Consider the following 20,332-nt stretch of genomic DNA (forward strand, 5'->3'; position numbering starts at 1 on the left):
AGATCCTCCTTAAATCACAACCTCAAATCTGTGCCATTGGTGCTGACGGCGGACAGTCTTCTCCGACGCCGGCGGGACCGGGCGGTCTTATCATGCCAGCCTCGATGCGAAGAACCAGCAGCAACGCGCGCATCTGCTCCTGGAGCCGGGCTGGAGGGCCGATCGCGCGATCCAGGGCCTGGGACGTACCCACCGCACGCATCAGGCCTGCTCGCCCCTGTTCCGGCCCGTCACGACCGACTGCAAGGGCGAACTCAGGTTCACCTCGACCATCGCGCGGCGTCTAGACAGCCTCGGCGCTCTGACGCGCGGCCAGCGCCAGACCGGGGGGCAGAATCTGTTCGACCCGGCCGATAATCTCGAAAGCGACTACGCCAAGGCGGCGCTCATCAGCTGGTATCACCTGCTCGTCGCGGGGAAGCTGACCAGCACCAACCTCACCGATTTCCAGCATCGCACCGGCCTGGAACTGCTCGATACCGACGGCGTGTTGAAGGAGGATCTCCCGCCCATCCAGCGCTGGCTCAACCGGTTGCTGGCGCTGCCGATCGGGCTCCAGAACTGCATCTTTGACGAATTCCTGGCGCTGGTCGAGGCACGGGTCGCGGCCGCGCGCGAGGCGGGGACACTCGATGTCGGCGTCGAGACGATGACGGTCGAGACCGCGACCGTGCTCGACGATACGATCCTGCGCACCGACCCGGTCAGCAAGGCGACCTCGCACCTGCTGACGATCGAGGTGACCCGGCGCCGCAACCCCATGTCGCTCGAGCGCGTGCTGCGCATCGCCGATACCGACCAGACCGCCGTGTTCGTGCGCAACGGCAAGTCGGGCAAGGTCGCGCTGCGCACCAACGCGCGCTCCTGGCTGACCGAGGACGGGGTGGCGGTGTCGCGCATCGAACTGATGCGTCCGACCCGGCACGAATATCTCGCACTCGACGATCTCTACGAGACGACCTGGGAGGAATGCAGCCGCGCACGGTTCGAGGCGGAATGGTCGGCCGAGGTCGACGAGATCCGCGGCAAGCTCGACGTCGAGACGATCCGGCTCGCGACCGGCCTTCTGCTGCCGATCTGGTCGGCGCTGCCGAGCGACCATCTCGTGGTCAACCGCGTGGTCGATGCCGAGGGTCGCTCCTGGCTCGGGCGCATGGTGTTCCCGGGCGACGTGCCGGCGCTGTTCTCGAAGATGGGCCTCGACAGCAACGACGTGCTCAGCCCGGCCGAGGTCGCGCGCGCCGCGATGGAGGGCGGGACGGTCACGATCCGGCGACCGTTCGTGTGCGAGGTGAAGCGCGTACGCGTCAACGCCAAGCCGCGCATCGAGATCAGCGGCGCACCGGCCGACCAGCTCGCGTGGCTCAAGTCGATCGGCTGCTTCACAGAGATCATCGCCTACAAGACGCGCGTCTTCATCCCCGTCGAGACGGCCGATGCGGTTCTCGCAAAGCTGATGGCCTGACCGGCACGATAACAGCCAGCTAGCAGCAAGGTAGCCGCTTGTCGGCGAGCCCCAGTCGCCCTCCCGCCCAAGCGGGAAACGAGAGGGGAGAAGGAGCGGGGAGGGTGTCCGGGTCGGGGGAAACACCCGTGCACCGGACACTTTCCCGCTCATGGAGACGATAGATGACCCAGACCGTCAAACTCGCGAAGCTGAAGCGTTCCGAGAAGAACGTGCGCACCACCCCGCCCAAGAATATCGAGGCGATGGCCGCCAGCATCCGCGCTCGCGGCATCATGCAGAACCTGCTGGTGACCGCCGCCCGCCCGAAGGGCATGTTCGAGATAATCGCCGGCGATCGCCGCTATCTCGGTGCGATGATGCTGGCCGAAGCCGGCGAGATCGTTGCCGCCGACTATGACGTGCCGGTCAAGATCATCACCGGCGACGAGGCGGACCTGCGCGAGGTGTCGCTGACCGAGAATTTCCAGCGCGAGCAGATGACCGTCGCCGAGGAATGCGTCGCGTTCCAGCACTTCCTCAAGACCGACGGTGACGTCGACGCGGTCGCCAAACGGTTTGGCCAGACCCGCCGCTTCATCGAGGGACGGCTGCGCCTCGCCGATCTTGCCGAACCGATCTTCGAAGCCCTGGCCGCGGGCAAGATCTCCTACGAGATGGCCAAGGCCTACGGCTCGACGGCCGACAAGGCCAAGCAGGAGCGCGTGTTCGAGCAGTATGGTCACTCGTCCTACGTCAACGCCGACCAGATCCGTCGCGCGATCGCCAACGACACGATGAAGGCGACGGATCCGATCGCGATCCTGGTCGGTGCCGATGCCTATGTCGCCGCGGGCGGCCGCATCGAGCGCGAACTGTTCAGCGAGGACGGTGACCGCTGGACCGACCCGGAACTCGCGCAGACGCTCGCTGCCTCGCTGATGGAGGCCGAGGCCAAGCGGCTCGGCGAGGAACTGGGCGTCGCATGGGTGCGCCCCGTCGCCACGACCAGCCTCTACGGCATCACGTCCGACCTCCACCGCGTGACGCTGCCGGCAGCGCCGCTGACGGACGAGGAACAGACGCGCTGCGACAAGATCGAGGAGCGCGTGCAGGTCATCGAGAGCGATATGGAGGACGAGGGTATCGATGACGACACCTATGCCGCGCTCGATGCGGAATCGGATCGGCTGCGCGAGGAATATCAGGCGATCCACGACAAGGCGCCCGAGCTGACCGACGAGGTCAAGGGCCAGGTCGGCGTCTTCCTGACGCTCGGCCGCGACGGCAAGATGACGCTCGACACGACCTATTACAGCGAAACGCCGATCCGCCTGCCCGGGGACGATCGGCCGCTGCCGTCGTCGCCGTCGTCGCGTCGCACCGCCGACCTGCCGCCCGAGGCGGTCGCTCCTGGCGGCAAGCCGCTCAGCGCGCGGCTCCATGACGAACTGGCGGTCCAGCGCCGCGACATCCTCGCCGCCTCGATCCTCGGTGATCCGGGGCTCGCGCTCGACTATATGCTGTTCTGCCTCGCCGACCCCAGCCACGGCTACGGCCGCTACGGGACGACGGTTCGGGCAGGGCGTCCGCAGGACCCGCAGATGCCCAAGGATCAGCCCGCCACGCAGGCGCAGGTCGCGATCGCCGAAGCCCGCGAGGGTCTCGACACGTCGTGGACGGAAGGGTCGAACCCGGTCGAGCGGTTCGAGGCGTTCCGCGCGCTCAGCGACGACGCCAAGGCGGCCTGGCTCGCGGTCGTGGTGGCGACCTCGCTCGAGGCCAAGCCCGATTACAGCTCGGTCACCACCAACCCGCTCCATGCGCGGCTCGCCTCGATCCTCGAGATCGAACCCGCCAAATGGTGGCGCCCTACCTCGGCGAACTTCTTCGACCGCGTGTCGAAGGGTACGCTGCTGGCGCTGCTCACCAACGTCGGGGGCGCGCCGCTCGCGGCCCGCTACATGGCCTCGAAGAAGGGCGAGATCTCGACCAGCTGCGAGAAGCTGTTCGCCGGCGAAGCGATCACCGAGGCGGAGACCAAGGACGCGGCGCTGGCCTGGGTGCCCGACGCGATGCGGTTCGATCTCGTGTCGGTCGCCGGTGCCGACGAGGCAATCGACGACGAGCCCGGCGATGAGGGCTTCGACGACGACGACTACGGCGACACCGATGATCTCGGTGCCGACGATGCCGGGATCGACAGCGACGAGGCGCTGATCGCGGCCGAATAGCCCCCCGATACCCCCGGCCCGTTCGTCTCCCGGGCACACCTTGGCGGCTGTCCCTCACCGGGGCGGCCGCCTTCTTTTTACCCGCGGACCGTCACGCGTGGCCCGCGCATCGAGGGAGCTTTCCCATGACCTTTCACCGCAAATCGACTGCGCCACGCCGCGATGTCGCGGCCGAGATCACCAACCTCATAATCGCCAAGCTTGAAGCCGGCGTCCTGCCCTGGTCGCGCCCCTGGGGACTGACCGGGGCAGGGGGGCGACCGCTGCGGCATTGCGGCACGCCCTACACCGGCATCAACGCGCTCTATCTCTGGGCGATCGGCGACGCCCAGGGGTTCTCTGGCCGCAACTGGATGACCTACCGACAGGCGACCGAGTTGGGCGGACAGGTACGGCGCGGCGAGCATGGCGCGCACAGCGTCTATTATTCGACCTTCTCGAAAACCGAGGCGGACCGCGTCACCGGCGAGGCGGCGACGAAGAATATCCGGTTCCTGCGCTCGTACACGGTGTTCAACGTCGATCAGATCGACGGTCTCCCGGCGTATTATTATCCGGTGCCCGCACCGCCCGAACCGCGCATCGAGAGCCGGCACCGCGCCGCGATCGATGCCTTCTTCGGAGGCCTGCCGGCGACCGTGCGGCATGGCGGCGATCAGGCATTCTATTCGCCGATCGGCGACTATATCCAGCTACCGCAGCGCGGCGCGTTTCGCTCGGACGATCATTACGCCAGCACGCTCGCGCACGAATATGTCCATTATTCGGGCGCGCCGCAGCGCCTCAACCGCGAGTTCGGCAAGAAGTTCGGCGACAACGCCTATGCGTTCGAGGAGCTGGTCGCCTGCATCGGCCAGTGTCTGGTGTGCGCCGACCTCAATCTGCCCGGCGAGCTGCACGACAATCACGCCAGCTACGTCGACCATTGGCTGAAAATCCTGAAGGGCGATTCGAGCGCGATCATCAAGGCCGCGGCGAAAGCCGAGCAGGCGGTGACCTGGCTCCACAACGCCGCCGTGGGTGGCGCGGCCGAGGTCGACCAACCCGAAGCCCTCGCGGCATGACCCGGAGATCTCACCATGCACATCGAGTTGCGCAAGCTGAAGGTGGTCGACGCTTTGTCCGAGGAAACGACTTGCTACTCGGCCGAGATCTGGATCGATGGGCAGCGCGCCTTCCTCGCGTCGAACCGCGGGCATGGCGCCGCGGACGATTACCATGCCGTCGGCAGCGTCACCGAACAGGCGGTCGATGCCTGGCTCGCCGCCAACCGTCCCGTCTCGCGGCTCGGCGACAGCGTCATGCCGCACTGCCTCGAGTTCGAGGTGGCGGCGCTCATCACCCGGATCGAGGAGGCGAAGCGGCTGCGCCGGCAATGCCGGACGAAGCTGGTGACGATCGAGGGCGACCAGGTGTTCTGCTATCGGCTCAAGGGCAGGACACCCGCCATCGTGTTCGCCGGCGTGCAACGCCTCACCCCGTCGGCGCGCATGGTCAACGGCGATGACGCCGCGCTCGACGAGGCGCTCGCGCTTTATGACGCGACCGACGACGGAGCGACCGTTGCCGCCTGTCATCTGCAGGCCGCGGTCGATGCGGAGCAGGGTCTGCGGCCTATGCAACCGGGCGAGGACATCGATCCTGAAATACCGGAGCAATTACGTAACTGGTTATCGTGAAGGGGAGGGGGAGCGAATTTCTGAGCGCGTGAGGCGCTCGGGAGATCGCTCATGCCCTACGATGTCGCCTTCCGCCACCAGCAGGCGCTCGACCCGAGCGCGCTGGTCACGATTGGAGCAAGCCTTCACGCCATCACCCGCGCGATCGACGACTGCCGCAACGCCGGCATCGCCTTCGAGACCGATCCCGCGGTCATCCTGCTCGCCCGCCATCTCGCAAGCGTCACCGCGCGGCAGTCCGAAGACGCGCTCCTCAAGCGGCGCTGCATGGACCGTATCGCCGAGCTGCGACAGCACCCGGCGCTGCTGACGCTCGCGGTGCGCGGCGTCGCGCACGATGCGGCCGCCAAGGATCGCTTCCACAGCGACGGACGCAAGGCGCTGCGCCGGCTCGCCGAAACGCTGGGGCTCGACCCCGCGCACTACGACCTTCGCTCGAACCGCAGCCACGCCTCCCGGTCCGGCGAGATCACCCTCCACGGCGAGGAGCTGTGGATGCAGCTATCGCTCCACGGCACCATGGCCGACCGCGAGGTCATCTACCGCCGCGTCAGCGGTCGTCACGATCACCTCGGGGAGCGCGACTGCTACGCCTCGATCCGCGACCTGCTCGCGCCCGAGCGGTTCGCCGTGCGGCTGCGCAAGGAATTGCGGCTCACACCGCCGGTCGCCGAGCCGGTCAGCCTGTTCGGCTGATCGATCACCCGTCCACACACGCGAAAGGACCGCCATCATGGGCTGGCTAAGCATGCCGCTGTCGTCGATGTTCCCGCACACAGGCCCCAAAGCCTATCTCGACGCGCAATTCACCTACGACAACCGCGATGCCGACGGGAAGGGCAAGGCGCTGCGCGTCATCGCCTCTTCCTGCCTGCGCAACAAGGTCTGGTACGCGGCCGTGGTGCCGTCGACCGACGGCACCGACGAACCCGCCTTCGCGGCCGTCTGCCTGGTCAGCTGGAATCCGCGGGCCAAGGACGGATTCGTGTTCGCCTACAAGGATATGACCGAACACGCCGGGCCTTGCGAGGCCGAATGCCCCGAGCGCATCCTCTCGCTGCTCGGCGATACCGACGATCCCGGTGCGCTCGACTGGCGCCGACGCTGCCTCGAGCGGCTCGCGACCCCGGTACGCCCGCTCGAACACGGCATGCACATCCGCTTGCCGAGCAAGGTCACCTTCGTTGACGGCTATGAGGGAGACGAGTTCATCGTCCACAAGCGCGGCCGCAAGATCTCGCTCGCGATCCCCGGCAACAGCTACCCGAAATATCGGATCGGTAACCTTCGCAAATGGGCGTGGACACTCGTGCCGCCCAAGCCCGAAACTCGCGTCCACAAGACGGTGTTCGGTTGATCGCCGACATCCCCCACGTCAGGATCATCGCCATGTCCGCCCCGTATCCGCCCGTCACACCCAGCCCGAAGCGGTCGCAGCTCTGCAGCCGCGCCCATGCCCAGCGCGTCGCCATGCGGATGTTCGATGCCGGCGCACGCCAGATCTCGATCGTGCGCACCGGCGATCCGCTGCAACCCTTCCGCGTCCTCCCGGTCATCGTCGACGGGCCGAACGTCGAAGTCGAATTGCGCTACGCATGAGGGGCGCGCTGCTCCTCGGCATCGCCGCGCTCGCCGCCTGCGGGGCAGGGGCACCCCAGGGCCACGACGGTGCGACGATCACCGGCGAGGGGCGGGCGATCGACGGCGACACGGTTTCGGTCGATTTCCGCCTGTCGGGGGCCGACGCCTTCGAGCGCAAGCAGATGTGCTCGAAGGACGGTGCCTGCTATCCATGCGGCAAGTTTGCTCAGGATTCCGCCTCGCGTATCCTCAAGAGCGGTGTCGCCACGATCCGCATGACCGGCGCGAGCAGCTATGGCCGCCCGATCGCCATCGTGACGGTCGACGGCTACGACCTGGGCGAGCAACTCATTTTGCAGGGTCTGGCGGTGCCGGCGACGCAATATCTGCGCGGCGATCCGCAACGCGCCGCGCGCTATGTCGCCGCGGCAGAACAGGCCCGGTCAGCGGGTCGCGGTGCCTATGCGGGGGAATTCATCGATCCGGCGCGCTGGCGGCGCGGGGAACGCCTCGCGTGCGAGGCGCGTTATTGATATCCCCCCCTTGGAAGAGGCGGTCCGGCATGCTCCCTTGCCGAACCGCCTTTTCTTTTGTCGTCAGCCCTTGAGCTTCGGACCGGGGCCACGATCGTCGGAATCGTAATCGGGTCCCGGGTCATGCGACCAGGACGCGCCGATCGCGAACGCCGGGTCGAACCGGCCCAGCGGACCGTCCGGCTCGGCCGCGACATACGGGTTGACCAGCGGCTTCACCGGCAGCTTGTTGCGGTAGATGTGCCCGGCGATGCGACCGCGCGCCTCCAGCAGCTTCTCCAGCCAGACGAGATCGTCGAGCATGGTCACGACGCCCTTGCCGGCGACGCAATAATAGAGGCACCGCTGGAAATCGTCGCACGCGGTGCTGAGGATCGTGGTCAGCTTGACCTTGCCCTCGTTCTCGCCCTCATGAATCCATTCGAGCGATTCCCGCAACTCGCGCGCCGAGAGATACGCATCCTCCGGATTGCTGCCGATGCACGCTCCGGCGAGCATGCGCCGGGTGACGCGAATATCCAGATCGACCGACAATTCGGTGAGCACCGCGTCGAGGTCGAACTCTCCGATAAATTCCGAACGCTTCATGGCCAGCTCCTTTGTTCATTGAACGTAACGTGAACAAAGGCGACAAGGCAAGCATTATGGAGTAGCATCACCACCATGTGGCTCGTCCCGCGCGATACCCGGGGTCTAACCTCCCGCTCGCCCGTCCCCGACGTGGTGCGCGAGGCGCTGGTGCGCTGGTATACCGGCGAAGGCGAGGACAGCGATCACCGCGCGTCGGTCATCATGGTGGTCAAGGCACGCGACCATCACCAGTGGATCGCCTGCGACTGCCTGGGGGAGGGGACGGACCCGCCGCTACTCTCGCCGGCCTATCTCTCCGAAGCCGAAACCTATTACCTGCGACGCCTTACCAGTATCCGCCAGCGTCGCCCCGAGCATGACGTCGACTGCCCCTTCTTCCGCGAGCAGGCACCGCCCCGCATCCGCGAGAAAGCGACCGCCACCCCGCGCACGATCAACGAGCCGGACGGGCTGTTCTCGGCGCACCGGCTCGCCCCCGAGAAACTGGCGCAGCTGCCCGACGACAGCGAACCCGACGATCGCACCCGCGGCGTCGCGATCCCGCGCCTCGCGCGGCTGCTGTGGCAGCTGATGGAAATGGCGCAGGTCAACGTCGTCGAGCCGCTTGAGGTCGGCGAGCCGCGCACCACGTCGATGGCGAGCGAATTCGCGGCGATGCGCGCCGCGGCCGAACGGGTCCAGATCGCACCGGGTATCCCGCTCGCGCGCCATCTCTACACCCACATCGACCCCTACGAACGCGGCATCGTATTCGCGAAACTGCGCGAGGCGGCGAAGAAATGGCCGAGCGAGCACGCGCCGCAGGCCTTCCTCCTCCTGTATGCGATCGACGTCTCCGGCTCGACCATCACGCTTGCCGAAGGGCGCGAGTTGATCGTCAAGAACCGCATCCGCCACATCGGCGTCCACCAGCGCCACATCGGACCGCCGTATCTGGTCCTGGCCGTCGTCGGCGAGCACAACCCGCGCGAGGGCTATGCGTGCCTGCGCGCCTATGCGCAGCCGATCGCGCGCCCCGCCAATTTCGTCGCGATCCACAATCTCGCCGAACGCAAGACGATCGTCGGCCTGCTCGATCTCCAGTACCGGCTTCGCCGGCGCGGCATCGGCGTCGGGTTCAAGCGGCTCCTGTTCGATATCGCGACGTCGATCGGCGAGATGCGTCCAGACCTCCTTCTCGACCTGCGTGATTTCACCACCGGCGAGGTGATCGAGGCGGCGCTCGAGGTCGTCACCGGCGACGACGCCGATGCGCTCGGGCTGAAGCTGCGCCAGGTCGAGAAACTTCGCGAGATCGCCCCCGTCGTGACGATCCATGCCGAGGATCTCGAAGGCGACAGTCTCGAAACCGCCGTGCTTGACCAGCTGCACATCGGATGACGTCGTTGGCAGGAATTTAATCCAGGGCCACCATTCTCGCATCATGGCATCGACCACCCAAGCCAGAAACCAGCGGCGGATCCTGCGCTGGGCGCAGTCGTCGCTGTGCGCCGGATGCGGGATGCCCCTGCCGAGCCCGCGGCGCCTCGCCCGCCATCATCCCGATTACCCGACGTTCGACCATGTCACGCTGCGCAGCGCGGGTGGACGGCGATCGCTGTCGAACGGCCTGCTGAAGCATCTGCGCTGCAATCAGGCGCGCGGCGCGAGGCCGTCCACGGGGTGCGATGCGATCTGGATGACCGTGGTCGCGGCACGGCTAGCCGAGCGCCCGCGCAGCCTCAAGTCGATCTTCAAAGGTGGCGCTCGAAATCCCGGATTCCCGGCGCGCAAGGAAAAGGCCGCCCCGGTTGCCCGAAGCGGCCCGATCGTGTCATCGAAGGTCGGGGGGGTCAGATATCGTCGCCGAGCGCGCCCTTGACCGATCCCTTGACGTCCTGAACGGCGCCCTTGACCTTCTGCGCCTTGCCCTCGGCTTCGAGACTGGCGTTATCGGTCGCCTTGCCGATGCTTTCCTTGACGTTGCCGGCCAGCTTGTTGCCTGCCGCCTTCAGCTTGTCGGTTGCTTCACCCATGATCGATCTCCTGTCGTGAAATATCAGGACTGAGAACACTTTGCGCGTGAGCGCGATCCGTGCGGCCAGTCACGGCTGCACCATGAACGACCCTGCCTGCCGCCATCATCCCGGTCTGCCGAGGGGGAGGAGAGAGAGAGGGAATCTGTCGAATCCATTGAGGGAGACGACAGATGACCCGGTTCCAGCCCAGCCCACGCCCTGAGACGACACCCTGGGACGCACCCGACCGCGCTGACCAGGTCCTGCCCGGCATCTGGCGCGTATCGACACCCAGTCATGGCGGATATGTCCTGTCGGACGAACGCCAGGCCGCGATGCCCGAGGCGCTGCGCCGCGACGATCCTTACTATGAGGAAGACGTCGATTACGCGCTGGTGCTCTACGCCTTCGGCAGCGAGTTTCGCCGCCTGCCCATTCCGGGCATCGCCCTGCAGGTCGAGAACGCGCGCCGTTCGGTGCGCTGCTGGCATCCCGACCGCTGGACCGCGCTGACCGGCGAGGAAGTGTCGATCCACGACAGCCACGTCGTCCGCCGCCGCGCCGCCTATCAGGTGATCATCGGCCAGTACGAGAGCGTCTCGGCGTCGGGTTCCTGGGCGGACTGGGTGCCCGAGGGCAAGGTCGGCTGCGTCTTCCGCCGTGTCGTCAGCGTCGATGCGCTCGGCTTCGCGCGCCACGAGGGCGCGCCGATCCACGGTCTCGTCGACAAGGACCGTTACGAACGCCGCCAGATGCCCGAGACGTTCGAGAGCCTCGACGCGGTCCGCGTCGAAAGCACCGCCCCGATCTCCAAACAGGTCGACGCGAGCGCGCTCGCGCACCTCCTCCCCAGCGCCTGAAAGGACCGCCACGATGAGCGTCTATCTCTATCTGTTCCACGGCCGCGCCACGCCCGACGAGGACGTCGAAGACTGGGGCTGCGAAGGCCCCGCGATCGGACCGCTCGACTATGTCCACACCACCTATGGCAGCGAGGTGAAGATCCGCAGCGCGAAGGCGGTCCTGGAAAAGTTCTTCCCGAATTCGGAAATTCATTTCCACGACGGCTACGGCGAACACGCCATTCAGCTCGCCGGCGACTGCTTGCCCTACGACGGCAAATTCTACGGTGACTGGTCGATCTGCACCGGGGATCGCTTGTGCTCGCCTGCCGCCTCCCGGGTCAAGCCGGTGTGCGACGACTGCGGCAGCGACAACGTCACCAAGGACGCCGTCGCGGCCTGGGATGAGCCCGAACAGGCCTGGGTGCTGCTCAGCACCTACGATTCCACCACCTGCCAGGACTGCGAGCGCGAAAGCGACGACATGCTCGAATGGCGGACGCTCGATGGTGCGCCCGCTCCCGATCCCGACGCTCCCGCCATCCCAGCCAACGATCCGGCGCCCCCTGATGCCGACGCCGCCTGACCCGGAGGACCACGCCATGACCTGTGTCACCCCGATTCGCGCGCCCGAGGCCGCGGACAATCGCGTACCGCTCGGCCATCATTCGACCGGCACGCTCAGCCTCGACCTCGATCGCCTGCTTGCCGGACGCCTGCTCATCCAGGGCAGCTCCGGGGCGGGCAAGAGCAGGACCTTGCGCCGGATCATCGAGGAGGCGTTCGACTATACGACGCTTGCGATCGTCGACCCCGAGGGGGAATTCGAGAACCTCGCCCGCCATATCGGCGCGACCACGATCCGCGCGGTCGAACTCACCGCCGACGGGCTGACGGCCGCGGCGACGCGCAGCCGGCGACATCGGCTGTCGATGCACATCGACCTCACCGACCTCGATCCCGACCAGCGGATCATCAAGGCAGCCGCGTTCTTTGCCGGCCTGGTCGGCGCACCGCGCGAGGACTGGGCGCATACCATGCTGGTGTGCATCGACGAGGGCCATCTGCTCGCACCGCATGTCGCCGGTTCCGCGCTCGATGCCGATGCCCGCCGGCTCGGCGTCGCCACCCTGACCGACCTGTGCGCGCGCGGCCGCAAGCGCGGTCTCGCCCCCGTCATCGCCACCCAGCGCCTCGCGAAGCTCTCCACCTCGGTCGTGTCCGAGCTGCAGAACGTGCTGGTCGGGCTCAACGTCTTCGACCGCGACATCGCGCGCGCGGCCGACCTGCTCGGCTTTCCCGCGCGTGACGCCGACCTGCTGCGCAACCTCGCCCCCGGCGATTTCTTCGCGATGGGTCCGGCGCTGTCGGCAACCCCGGTGCTGGCGCATATCGATCCCACCATCACCGAACATCTCGGCAAGACCCCGGAACTGCGTGCCGCCGCGTCCGTCGATGCCGACGAGGCGGCGAAGCTGCTCGATCTCGCGGGCCTGGCCGAGGTCGCGGACCACGGCCCCGCCATCGCCCTCAAGGGCACGCGCGCGCTCGACGCGTTCCTGCTCGATCCCGCTGCGACCGACGCGGCCGCGATCATGGACGCGCTGAAGCGCATCTCCCCCAACGCCAGCACCGCGCGCGACCTCGCACGGCACCTGTCGCTCGACGCCGAGCGCACCGACCGCGCGCTCAACCTCCTGTCGGCGATCGCCGCGGTCGACACCATGCCCAAGGGCGACGACCGCATCGCCCGCCTGCATGCACGGCTGCGCGCGCGGCTGAGCGACGTCGCCGTGGTGTCGCTGTGACCGACCTCGCGCCCGATATCGTCGAGCTGGTCGCGTGTCCGAAGCTGCCCGAGCCGTGCGGGCGCCTGCGCGAGATGCCGTTCCGGCACGATGCCTGGACCCCCGACGAGATCGCCACGGTCGAACGCATGTTCTGCGACGACGCTGCGATCGACGACATCGTCGCCGCGCTCGGTCGCGGCCGCGCCGGCGTGCGCGACAAGATCGCCAAACTGGGCCTGCGCCGCAATTCGTCGCGTCCGTGGTCGACCGACGAAGACGCATGGCTCACCCGCGAATATGGCCTTCGCCCCACGGCCGATCTCGCTGGAGATCTCGGCCGCGCCTGCACCAGCGTCTATGCCCGCGCGGGCGTGCTCGGGCTGACCGAAGGAAATCCTCCAAAATGGAGCGACTGGGAGGATGCCCAGCTACGCGCCGGCTACGCGCAGGCGATCCCGATCACACAGATCGCCACGCTGATCGGACGCCCGCTGTCCGGCACCGCGACCCGTGCCAACGCGCTCGGTTTGCGCCATCCCAACAAGCCCGCTGACTGGACCGAGGCCGAGGCGACGCGGGCGCTGACGCTGGCCGGGGAGGGGCTTCGTTATATCGCGATCATCGACATTCTCGCCACAGAGGGCTTTCCGCGCAGGACCAAGGCTGGCTTCGGGCCGCACCTGCGCAAGCTCGGCTATGGCCGGGGATGGGGCCGCAACTGGACCCCTGACGAAGACACACTGCTCATCCGCGCCTATGCCGACGGGGCAAGCCTGACCCTGCTCACGACCAGGCTCGGCCGCACGAAATGCTCTATCCGCTGGCGCGCCGACTATCTCGGGTTGCGCGGCACACATGCCAACCGCGACGGGTTCCGGGGCGGGCCGGTGTGGAGCGACAATGATCTGGAAAGGCTGCGCGACCTTTACGGCACGATGCCGATGGACGCCCTGGCGACGAAAATGGGTCGCACCAAGGCTTCGCTGTTCACGCGCGCGAACATCCTCGGCCTTGTCCACGGCTATCACCGGAAATGGACCGAAGAGGAGATCCGGGCGCTGCGCATCGCGCACGACTTCGGCGTCGCGCTGCCTGATGTTGCGGCAGCGATCGGCCGCAAATATCCAGCGGTCCACAAATATGCCGAAAAGCACGAGCTTCGCTTCTCGCGTCGCCCGCGCCGCGCAGCCCCCTGGACGCTCGCCGAAATTATCGCGCTCGATCCTTCGGGAACGGGCGTCACCGACCATGTTGCCATCCCCGGCACAATCGATGAGGAAAAGCCATGACGCCGCTTCGCCTCGCCCGCGATATCGCAACCGGCGCGCCGATCGACCGCGACACCCGGCGTGCCCGCCTCCTCGCGGCGCGGCGCTATGCGATCAACTCGGTCCCGCGTCGCGGTATCCTCAGCGGTCACTGGGACGCGGGCACCGTGGTCGGCGCGTTCCGCGACGGCAAGGCAGGCTGACCAGGGCTCGGCCCGATGCGCCGATGAAGGAGAGAGGGAGCGGGGAGGGAAGGCGTGACGGACGCCTGAGCCCTTTTCCAGGAGCGCACTCCCATGATTCCCGCCACCATCGCGACCGCGGTCGCCCCCGAGACGATCGCCAAGGTCACGCGCCTGTTCAACAATACCGCGTTCGACGTCATCTGCGAACTCCTCCAGAACGCGCGCCGCGCCGGTGCGACCGGCGTCGCGCTCGCGCTGAACGGCGCCGGCGCCGAGCGCTTCCTGCAAATCACCGATGACGGCCACGGCATCGCCGATCCGGTGAGCATCGTCACGCTCGGCCGCTCGGGCTGGTCCGACGAGACGCGCCGCGCCGAAGATCCCGCCGGCATGGGCGTGTTCAGCCTCGCAGGCCGCGACGTCATCATCCGCTCCTTCTCGAAACCCGACCGCCAGGGCTGGATGGCGCATATCCCGGCCTCGGCGTGGGAGACGAGCCGCCCGATCGCGATCGAACCCGATCCGATCATGCGCGGCACCGCGATCACCGTGCGCGTGCCCGACGAGTGGCTGAAGACGCTCGAGCGCGACGTGGCCCGCGCCGCCAAACATTATCCGGTTCCCGTGACCTGGAACGGCGCGGTCCTTCCGCAGGAGGACTGGCTGAAGGACGCGGTCCATGTCGAGGAATGGTACGGCGTGCGCATCGGCGTGTTCCAGAAACACCCCTCGCATTATTCCTCGCGCGACGGACGCCTCAACTTCCACGGGCTGACCATCCCGTGCGACCTGCCGTATGTTCAGGAAGTCGACCGGGGCGGCCACTGGATCGCGCGGGTCGACATCTTCGACGCGCCGCAAATCCAGCTCGTCCTCCCGGCGCGCAAGGAAGTGGTCGAGAACACCGGCATCGCCGCCCTGCGCGATGCGGTCCGGCTCGCGATCTACCGCGCGATCGAGGCCGCGGGGACGCACCGGCTGTCGGCGCATGACTGGCGCGAGGCGCGCTCGCTCGGTATCGCACTACCCGAAGCCGAGCCCTATCTGTTCGCATGGACCGCCTATGCGGCCGACAGCTCGCGCAACTACGAGAGCGGCGCACGCGTGACCGACACCGGCATGGTGCTGATGCCCGACTTCGATGCGCTGATCGGCCAACCCGCGCAGGCGGCGATCGCGAAGCATAATCCGTTCGGTGGTCCGCTGGTCGAGGCCCAGGACGCGTTCAAGGGCTATGGCTGGTACGATATCCTCGCCCGTGTCGAGGATATGCGGTTCCGCGTCACCCAGGGCGACCGCACCTTCATCGTCTCCGACAGCCGCGAAGCGCCCGCCGAGGCGGAAAACGGTTGGGTCGAGGCTATCACGCTCGAGGCGACGATGAGCCACGCCGGCGCATTCATCGAGGTATCGACCGACGCGGATGTCGCCTTCGCACCCGACCAATGGTCGTGCAACTCGGTCGACGAGACGTCCGTCTTCGTCCGCCGGGGCAGCGAAATCACCGCGCTCGGCGTCGCCGACATCCTCGAAAGCGCGATCTTCTATGCCAGCGACGACAGCGATGCCGACAGCTACGATACGCAGCTCGAGCGCTTCCAGGCCGATGCCGCCGAACGAATCATCGGCCTGCTCGAAGGCGACGATGCCGCGCTTGAGAACCGCATTCGCGACAAGCTGGCGGGGCATTATTTCCTCGTCCCCGAGGACCGGACGGTCACCGTCGTCATCGATCGCGACAGGCTCGACGTGACGATAACGGCCCGCGCGGTGCCTGCCGCGCCCGAGGCCGCAGCGGAGGGCGCGTGACATGGCACGCTACAACCACGCCTATACGATCGCCTTCAGCCTCGTCTCGAACGACGACAAGGGCCACGACGTCGACGCGCGCCAGCTGAAGGAGGCGCTGCTCGCACGGATCGAGAACCTCGACGAGGAAGGTAGCTGGGTCGAGTCTGCCGGTGCGCCCTACGACACCTATCTCGAACCGGAGGATGCACCATGACCGGCGCGGCAGTTCCGGTCGCGCCCCTGCCGCCGCCACCACCAGTGGTGCTGGCCTACGGCATCGGCGTCGACAGCACCGCGCTGCTGATCGAAAAGCACGCGCGCGGCGAAGCGCCCGACCTGGTGCTCACCGCCGATACCTCGGTCGAGAAACCGGCCACTTACGAATATCTCGACGTGATCCGGCCCTGGATGCGCGATCGCGGCATCCGGTTCGAGCTGGTCAGCTATGTCCCGAGGCGATTCAAGCACTGGCCGCCCTATTACGGCATCCTCGAGATGTGCCTGACCAACGCCACGCTGCCGAGCAAGTCGCTCGGCGGGTCGAGTTGCAGCTTAGGTCTGGGCTCAGCCGGTGTCCCGTTAGCTTGTGAAGGAAGGACAGGCCGGGCGACGCGCTAATCCAAAAAGCTGGTGGCGCCCGGCCTGTCCTTCCTTCACTTCAGCGCTACGATCTCCAATTGGGATCCGTGAGGTGAGCGCCCCTCATCGGCGGGCAAGCGCTAAACGATAGGATTAGCTGTTGCGGCGGCGACTGACTGGCGGAGCGAATGCCCGGCATGTGGCGCCTTTGGGGACTTTCCTCCCGGTCAGCTTTCAGGATCGGAAGGCTCGAAAACTGCCGGTGCGCTGTGTCAAAGCGTTCAGGTTATGATGCTGTGCAAGGCGTTCCGTTCAAAGCCGTAGTCCGACACGAGAAGCAGCCCACATCATGATGAAGTAGAGCATGATCGTCAGCAGGCACCCAGCGCTCAGCGCCAGCCAGAACGGCATAGCGCGTTGCAGCAGCGCAGGGACCAGAAGGAACATCGGCAGGGACGGCAGCACGAACCAGAAGGTCGCGCGGGCGTGGGCCGCCATACCGACTGGATCGTGCGTGTCGCGCCACAGCCAGATCATGCCGAGCACCGACACGAGCGGAAGCGACGCAACAAGCGCGCCAAAGCTGGGACTGCGCTTCGCGATCTCTGACACCGCCGCAATGATGATGCCCGAAATAAGGGCCTTTGCCGCCAGATAGAGCATGATGATGTTCCTCTCAAACCGTGGCGCTGCGCGGAGCGGGAGCGTGCCGCCGACCATGAACGATCCGGTAGAGCGCCGGCAGCACCAGGAGCGTTAGCAGCGTCGATGAGATAATTCCGCCGATCACCACCGTGGCAAGCGGACGCTGGACTTCGGAACCAAGTCCGACGTTGAGCGCCATCGGCACGAAGCCGAGGCTTGCCACCAGCGCCGTCATCAGCACCGGCCGGAGCCGGGTGAGCGCGCCTTCGCGGACCGCGTTATCAAGGTCTGTTCCTTCATCGCGGAGCTGGCGGATGAAGGTGAGCATGACCATCCCGTTCAGGACAGCCACGCCCGACAGCGCGATGAAACCGACACCCGCCGAAATCGAGAACGGGATGCTGCGCAGCAGCAGCGCCGCGATGCCGCCGGTGAGCGCCAGCGGCACGCCCGAGAACACGATGAGCGCATCCTTCGCCGACCGGAACAGCGCGACCAGCAGCCCGAAGATCAGCAGCAGCGCGAGTGGCACGACGATCTTCAGCCGGGTAGATGCGGACTGAAGCTGCTCGAACGTGCCGCCATAGTCGATCCAGTATCCCGCTGGCAGGGTCACTTCCCGACTGATCCGCGCCTGCGTCTCGGCGATGAATGAGCCGAGATCGCGTCCGCGCACATTGGTGGTGACGACCGCCCGGCGCTTGCCATCCTCGCGGCTGATCTGGTTCGGCCCCGTCGTGCGTTCGATCGTGGCGACCTCAGACAGCGGCACCGACCCCGCGCCGTTCGGCAGCGGGATAGGCAGGCGCTGAAGGACGGACGTGTCTTGGCGCAGCCGTTCGGGCAGGCGCACGACAATATCGAAGCGTCGATCACCATCGAAGATTTGTCCCGCCTGCGTTCCTCCGGTCGCTGCCGCAACCACGGCCTGCACGTCTGCGATGTTGAGGCCGAGCCGGGTTAGCGCGAACCGATCGGGCAGGATCTGGATGAACGGCAGGCCCGTCACCTGTTCGGTTTGCGCATCCTGTGATCCTTCGATGCCCGAGACGACGGCCAGCACGTTTGCCGCCACGCCCGCGAGTTGTTCCAGGTCGTCGCCATAGACCCGGATTGCCACATCCGAACGAACGCCGGCGATCAGCTCGTTGAACCGCATCTGGATGGGCTGGATGAACTCGTAGCGCGAGCCGGGCACCTGTTGCACCGCCGCATCCATTTCGGCGACGAGCTGCGCCTTGGGCTTGCGCGGATCGGGCCACTGGTCCCGAGGCTTCATGATGACGAACGTGTCGGCGACAGAGGGCGGAACGGGATCGGTTGCGACATCGGCCGTGCCGATCTTGGCGAACACCTGTTCGACTTCCGGGAACTGCTTGATCCGGCGTTCGAGCGCCGATTGCATCGCTACCGCCTGGCTGAGGCTTGTGCCGGGGATGCGAAGCGCGTGGAGGGCGATATCGCCTTCATCGAGATTGGGAATGAACTCCGATCCAAGGCGTGGCGCGGCGAAGCCGCTGACCACGACCAGCGCGACTGCTCCGGCGACGACCGCCACTCGCATCCGCAGCGCCCAATCGAGCAGCGGGCGATAGCCGCGCCCGGCCGCGCGCATGACGCGGTTCTCCTTCTCATCGACGCGGCCGGTAACGAAGGTCGCGACCGCGGCGGGAACGAAGGTGAGCGACAGCAGCAGCGCGGCCGTGAGCGCCAGCACGACGGTGAACGCCATCGGGTGGAACGTCTTCCCCTCCACGCCTTCGAGCGCGAAGATCGGTAGGTATACGATGGTGATGATAGCGATGCCGAACAGGCTGGGCCGGATCACTTCGGTGCTGGCCGACGCGGCCAGGTTGAACCGTTCTTCGTGTTCCAGTAGTCGCCCGAGCCGGTGTTGCGCCTCGCCGAAACGACGCAGGCAGTTTTCCACGATGATGACCGCGCCATCGACGATCAGCCCGAAATCGAGTGCGCCCAGGCTCATTAGATTGCCTGACGTGTCCGACGCCACCATGCCGGTGATCGTCATCAGGAAGGATAGCGGGATGACGGCCGCGGTGATGAGCGCCGCGCGGATGTTGCCGAGCAGCAGGAACAGCACGACGATTACGAGCAGCGCGCCTTCGGCTAGGTTCTTCTCGACCGTGCCGACCGTCGCCTCGACCAGCTTGGAGCGATCATAGACGGTGTTGACCACGACCCCGCCCGGCAGCGAGCGGTTGACCGCCTCCAGGCGTTCGGCGACCGCGACGCTGACGTTGCGCGGGTTCTCACCCACCAACATGTAGATGGTGCCGAGCACGACTTCGCGGCCGTCCTTGGTCGCCGCGCCGTTCCGCAGCTCCGAGCCGATTTCCACATCGGCCACATCGGCGATGCGGATGGGGGTGTTCTGGCGATAGGCGACGATGATGCCCGACAGCTCGCGCTCGTTCGCCGCCTGCCCCGGAATGCGGATCAGATATTGCGAGCCGGATTGCTCGATATAGCCCGCGCCGACATTGGCGTTGTTCTTCTCCAGCGCGGCCACCAGGTCCGACACGCTCAGGCCGAAGCCCGCGAGGCGTTCGGGATAGGATGCAACGACATACTCGCGACGGTAGCCGCCGACCGAATTGACTTCCGTGACGCCCGGAACGGTGCGGAGCTGGGGACGCACGACCCAATCGTGCAGCGTGCGCAAGTCCTGCGCCGTGTAGCGCTTGCCCGCGTCGTTGACCGCGCCGGGTCGCGCCTCAACCGTGTACATGAAGATTTCGCCAAGGCCGGTCGCGATCGGCCCCAGCTCGGGTTCGATGTTGGCGGGCAGCGTGCCGCGGACGCCTTGCAGCCGCTCGTTTACGAGCTGGCGCGCGAAGTAGATATCGGTCCCGTCCTTGAACACGACCGTGACCTGAGAAAGGCCGTAGCGCGAAACCGAGCGGGTATATTCCAGCCCCGGCAGGCCGGCGATGGCCGTCTCGACCGGGAAGGTGACGCGCTGTTCGGCTTCAAGCGGCGAGAAGCCGGGTGCTTCCGTGTTGATCTGGACCTGAACGTTGGTGATGTCGGGAACGGCGTCGATCTTGAGCCGACCGAACGCCCATACGCCTAGCCCGGCGAGGAGAAGGGCTATCGCGAGGACGGCGAAACGCTGCCGAATCGACAGCCGAATGATGCGTTCGAGCATGACG

The 20,332-nt window shown here is 66.7% G+C and carries 20 protein-coding genes and 1 pseudogene; 17 read left to right on the top strand and 4 right to left on the bottom strand.

Going from position 1 to position 20,332, the window contains the following annotated elements; genetic code table 11:
* Nucleotides 1–46: 46 nt before the first annotated feature.
* From AX702_RS09110 to AX702_RS09145, 8 genes and pseudogenes are all read left to right on the top strand, one after another.
* Nucleotides 47–1,465, top strand: a pseudogene (locus AX702_RS09110) (strawberry notch C-terminal domain-containing protein); the annotation flags it as partial.
* A gap of 164 nt (nt 1,466–1,629) precedes the next feature.
* Entirely contained in the window at nt 1,630–3,678 is a 2,049-nt protein-coding gene (locus AX702_RS09115; protein ID WP_037447387.1) for a ParB/RepB/Spo0J family partition protein, read from the top strand.
* A 125-nt stretch (nt 3,679–3,803) separates the two neighbouring features.
* Nucleotides 3,804–4,742 (top strand): ArdC family protein, encoded by a 939-nt coding sequence (locus AX702_RS09120; RefSeq protein ID WP_037447385.1) that lies wholly within the window; start codon nt 3,804–3,806, stop codon nt 4,740–4,742.
* A 15-nt stretch (nt 4,743–4,757) separates the two neighbouring features.
* A complete protein-coding gene (locus AX702_RS09125; protein ID WP_231731796.1) occupies nt 4,758–5,357 on the top strand; it encodes a hypothetical protein in 600 nt (199 codons plus the stop codon).
* 51 nt (nt 5,358–5,408) lie between these two features.
* Complete coding sequence (locus AX702_RS09130) at nt 5,409–6,053, top strand: hypothetical protein (RefSeq protein WP_010408914.1); 645 nt, start codon at nt 5,409–5,411, stop codon at nt 6,051–6,053.
* Between the two features lie 37 nt (nt 6,054–6,090).
* The gene (locus AX702_RS09135; protein ID WP_010408917.1) at nt 6,091–6,714 is read left to right on the top strand and encodes a DUF6927 domain-containing protein; all 624 of its coding nucleotides are present in this window, start codon (nt 6,091–6,093) and stop codon (nt 6,712–6,714) included.
* Nucleotides 6,711–6,956 (top strand): hypothetical protein, encoded by a 246-nt coding sequence (locus AX702_RS09140; protein ID WP_081643423.1) that lies wholly within the window; start codon nt 6,711–6,713, stop codon nt 6,954–6,956. Before AX702_RS09135 ends, AX702_RS09140 begins: the two co-directional genes overlap by 4 nt.
* Nucleotides 6,953–7,471 (top strand): thermonuclease family protein, encoded by a 519-nt coding sequence (locus tag AX702_RS09145; protein WP_010408925.1) that lies wholly within the window; start codon nt 6,953–6,955, stop codon nt 7,469–7,471. Before AX702_RS09140 ends, AX702_RS09145 begins: the two co-directional genes overlap by 4 nt.
* Nucleotides 7,472–7,534: 63 nt before the next feature.
* Here AX702_RS09145 and AX702_RS09150 read toward each other — a convergent pair whose 3' ends face one another.
* Nucleotides 7,535–8,059, bottom strand: coding sequence for a hypothetical protein (locus tag AX702_RS09150; protein ID WP_016510268.1), 525 nt, complete (start codon nt 8,057–8,059; stop codon nt 7,535–7,537).
* 75 nt (nt 8,060–8,134) lie between these two features.
* On the opposite strand from AX702_RS09150, the gene AX702_RS09155 reads away from it, so the two are divergent.
* Complete coding sequence (locus AX702_RS09155) at nt 8,135–9,442, top strand: hypothetical protein (protein ID WP_035386545.1); 1,308 nt, start codon at nt 8,135–8,137, stop codon at nt 9,440–9,442.
* Nucleotides 9,443–9,894: 452 nt separating this feature from the next.
* Here the strand turns inward: AX702_RS09155 and AX702_RS09165 are convergent, their stop codons facing one another.
* The gene (locus tag AX702_RS09165; RefSeq protein ID WP_066778711.1) at nt 9,895–10,077 is read right to left on the bottom strand and encodes a CsbD family protein; all 183 of its coding nucleotides are present in this window, start codon (nt 10,075–10,077) and stop codon (nt 9,895–9,897) included.
* 173 nt (nt 10,078–10,250) lie between these two features.
* Between AX702_RS09165 and AX702_RS09170 the strand changes: the two genes are divergently transcribed.
* The 8 genes from AX702_RS09170 to AX702_RS09205 all read left to right on the top strand — a co-directional run bounded on the left by AX702_RS09170 (nt 10,251) and on the right by AX702_RS09205 (nt 16,553).
* Complete coding sequence (locus AX702_RS09170; protein ID WP_035386547.1) at nt 10,251–10,919, top strand: DUF7007 domain-containing protein; 669 nt, start codon at nt 10,251–10,253, stop codon at nt 10,917–10,919.
* Nucleotides 10,920–10,932: 13 nt separating this feature from the next.
* Nucleotides 10,933–11,487 carry a hypothetical protein gene (locus AX702_RS09175; protein ID WP_066778712.1) on the top strand — a complete coding sequence of 185 codons (555 nt, stop codon included), beginning with the start codon at nt 10,933–10,935 and terminating at the stop codon, nt 11,485–11,487.
* A gap of 16 nt (nt 11,488–11,503) precedes the next feature.
* Entirely contained in the window at nt 11,504–12,709 is a 1,206-nt protein-coding gene (locus tag AX702_RS09180) for a helicase HerA domain-containing protein (protein WP_010408937.1), read from the top strand.
* Nucleotides 12,706–13,980 (top strand): hypothetical protein, encoded by a 1,275-nt coding sequence (locus AX702_RS09185; RefSeq protein ID WP_082746161.1) that lies wholly within the window; start codon nt 12,706–12,708, stop codon nt 13,978–13,980. Before AX702_RS09180 ends, AX702_RS09185 begins: the two co-directional genes overlap by 4 nt.
* Entirely contained in the window at nt 13,977–14,162 is a 186-nt protein-coding gene (locus AX702_RS09190) for a hypothetical protein (RefSeq protein ID WP_024310655.1), read from the top strand. The genes AX702_RS09185 and AX702_RS09190 overlap by 4 nt, the downstream gene beginning before the upstream one ends.
* Before the next feature lie 93 nt (nt 14,163–14,255).
* Entirely contained in the window at nt 14,256–15,953 is a 1,698-nt protein-coding gene (locus AX702_RS09195) for an ATP-binding protein (RefSeq protein WP_066778715.1), read from the top strand.
* A 1-nt stretch (nt 15,954) separates the two neighbouring features.
* A complete protein-coding gene (locus AX702_RS09200) occupies nt 15,955–16,149 on the top strand; it encodes a hypothetical protein (protein WP_024310657.1) in 195 nt (64 codons plus the stop codon).
* Nucleotides 16,146–16,553, top strand: coding sequence for a hypothetical protein (locus AX702_RS09205; protein ID WP_066760062.1), 408 nt, complete (start codon nt 16,146–16,148; stop codon nt 16,551–16,553). The genes AX702_RS09200 and AX702_RS09205 overlap by 4 nt, the downstream gene beginning before the upstream one ends.
* 273 nt (nt 16,554–16,826) lie before the next feature.
* Here the strand turns inward: AX702_RS09205 and AX702_RS09210 are convergent, their stop codons facing one another.
* Nucleotides 16,827–17,177 carry a DUF3147 family protein gene (locus AX702_RS09210; protein WP_066760081.1) on the bottom strand — a complete coding sequence of 117 codons (351 nt, stop codon included), beginning with the start codon at nt 17,175–17,177 and terminating at the stop codon, nt 16,827–16,829.
* A 13-nt stretch (nt 17,178–17,190) separates the two neighbouring features.
* Entirely contained in the window at nt 17,191–20,328 is a 3,138-nt protein-coding gene (locus AX702_RS09215) for an efflux RND transporter permease subunit (protein ID WP_066760061.1), read from the bottom strand.
* Nucleotides 20,329–20,332 lie beyond the last annotated feature (4 nt).

Origin of the sequence: Sphingomonas sp. CCH5-D11, assembly GCF_001557395.1 — a bacterium.
Lineage (GTDB): Bacteria > Pseudomonadota > Alphaproteobacteria > Sphingomonadales > Sphingomonadaceae > Sphingomonas.

Coding starts and splice junctions, on each gene's coding strand:
- AX702_RS09115 (WP_037447387.1), top strand. CDS start 1,630: ATGACCCAGACCGTCAAACTCGCGAAGCTGAAGCGTTCCGAGAAGAAC.
- AX702_RS09120 (WP_037447385.1), top strand. CDS start 3,804: ATGACCTTTCACCGCAAATCGACTGCGCCACGCCGCGATGTCGCGGCC.
- AX702_RS09125 (WP_231731796.1), top strand. CDS start 4,758: ATGCACATCGAGTTGCGCAAGCTGAAGGTGGTCGACGCTTTGTCCGAG.
- AX702_RS09130 (WP_010408914.1), top strand. CDS start 5,409: ATGCCCTACGATGTCGCCTTCCGCCACCAGCAGGCGCTCGACCCGAGC.
- AX702_RS09135 (WP_010408917.1), top strand. CDS start 6,091: ATGGGCTGGCTAAGCATGCCGCTGTCGTCGATGTTCCCGCACACAGGC.
- AX702_RS09145 (WP_010408925.1), top strand. CDS start 6,953: ATGAGGGGCGCGCTGCTCCTCGGCATCGCCGCGCTCGCCGCCTGCGGG.
- AX702_RS09150 (WP_016510268.1), bottom strand. CDS start 8,059: ATGAAGCGTTCGGAATTTATCGGAGAGTTCGACCTCGACGCGGTGCTC.
- AX702_RS09155 (WP_035386545.1), top strand. CDS start 8,135: ATGTGGCTCGTCCCGCGCGATACCCGGGGTCTAACCTCCCGCTCGCCC.
- AX702_RS09165 (WP_066778711.1), bottom strand. CDS start 10,077: ATGGGTGAAGCAACCGACAAGCTGAAGGCGGCAGGCAACAAGCTGGCC.
- AX702_RS09170 (WP_035386547.1), top strand. CDS start 10,251: ATGACCCGGTTCCAGCCCAGCCCACGCCCTGAGACGACACCCTGGGAC.
- AX702_RS09175 (WP_066778712.1), top strand. CDS start 10,933: ATGAGCGTCTATCTCTATCTGTTCCACGGCCGCGCCACGCCCGACGAG.
- AX702_RS09180 (WP_010408937.1), top strand. CDS start 11,504: ATGACCTGTGTCACCCCGATTCGCGCGCCCGAGGCCGCGGACAATCGC.
- AX702_RS09190 (WP_024310655.1), top strand. CDS start 13,977: ATGACGCCGCTTCGCCTCGCCCGCGATATCGCAACCGGCGCGCCGATC.
- AX702_RS09195 (WP_066778715.1), top strand. CDS start 14,256: ATGATTCCCGCCACCATCGCGACCGCGGTCGCCCCCGAGACGATCGCC.
- AX702_RS09200 (WP_024310657.1), top strand. CDS start 15,955: ATGGCACGCTACAACCACGCCTATACGATCGCCTTCAGCCTCGTCTCG.
- AX702_RS09205 (WP_066760062.1), top strand. CDS start 16,146: ATGACCGGCGCGGCAGTTCCGGTCGCGCCCCTGCCGCCGCCACCACCA.
- AX702_RS09210 (WP_066760081.1), bottom strand. CDS start 17,177: ATGCTCTATCTGGCGGCAAAGGCCCTTATTTCGGGCATCATCATTGCG.
- AX702_RS09215 (WP_066760061.1), bottom strand. CDS start 20,328: ATGCTCGAACGCATCATTCGGCTGTCGATTCGGCAGCGTTTCGCCGTC.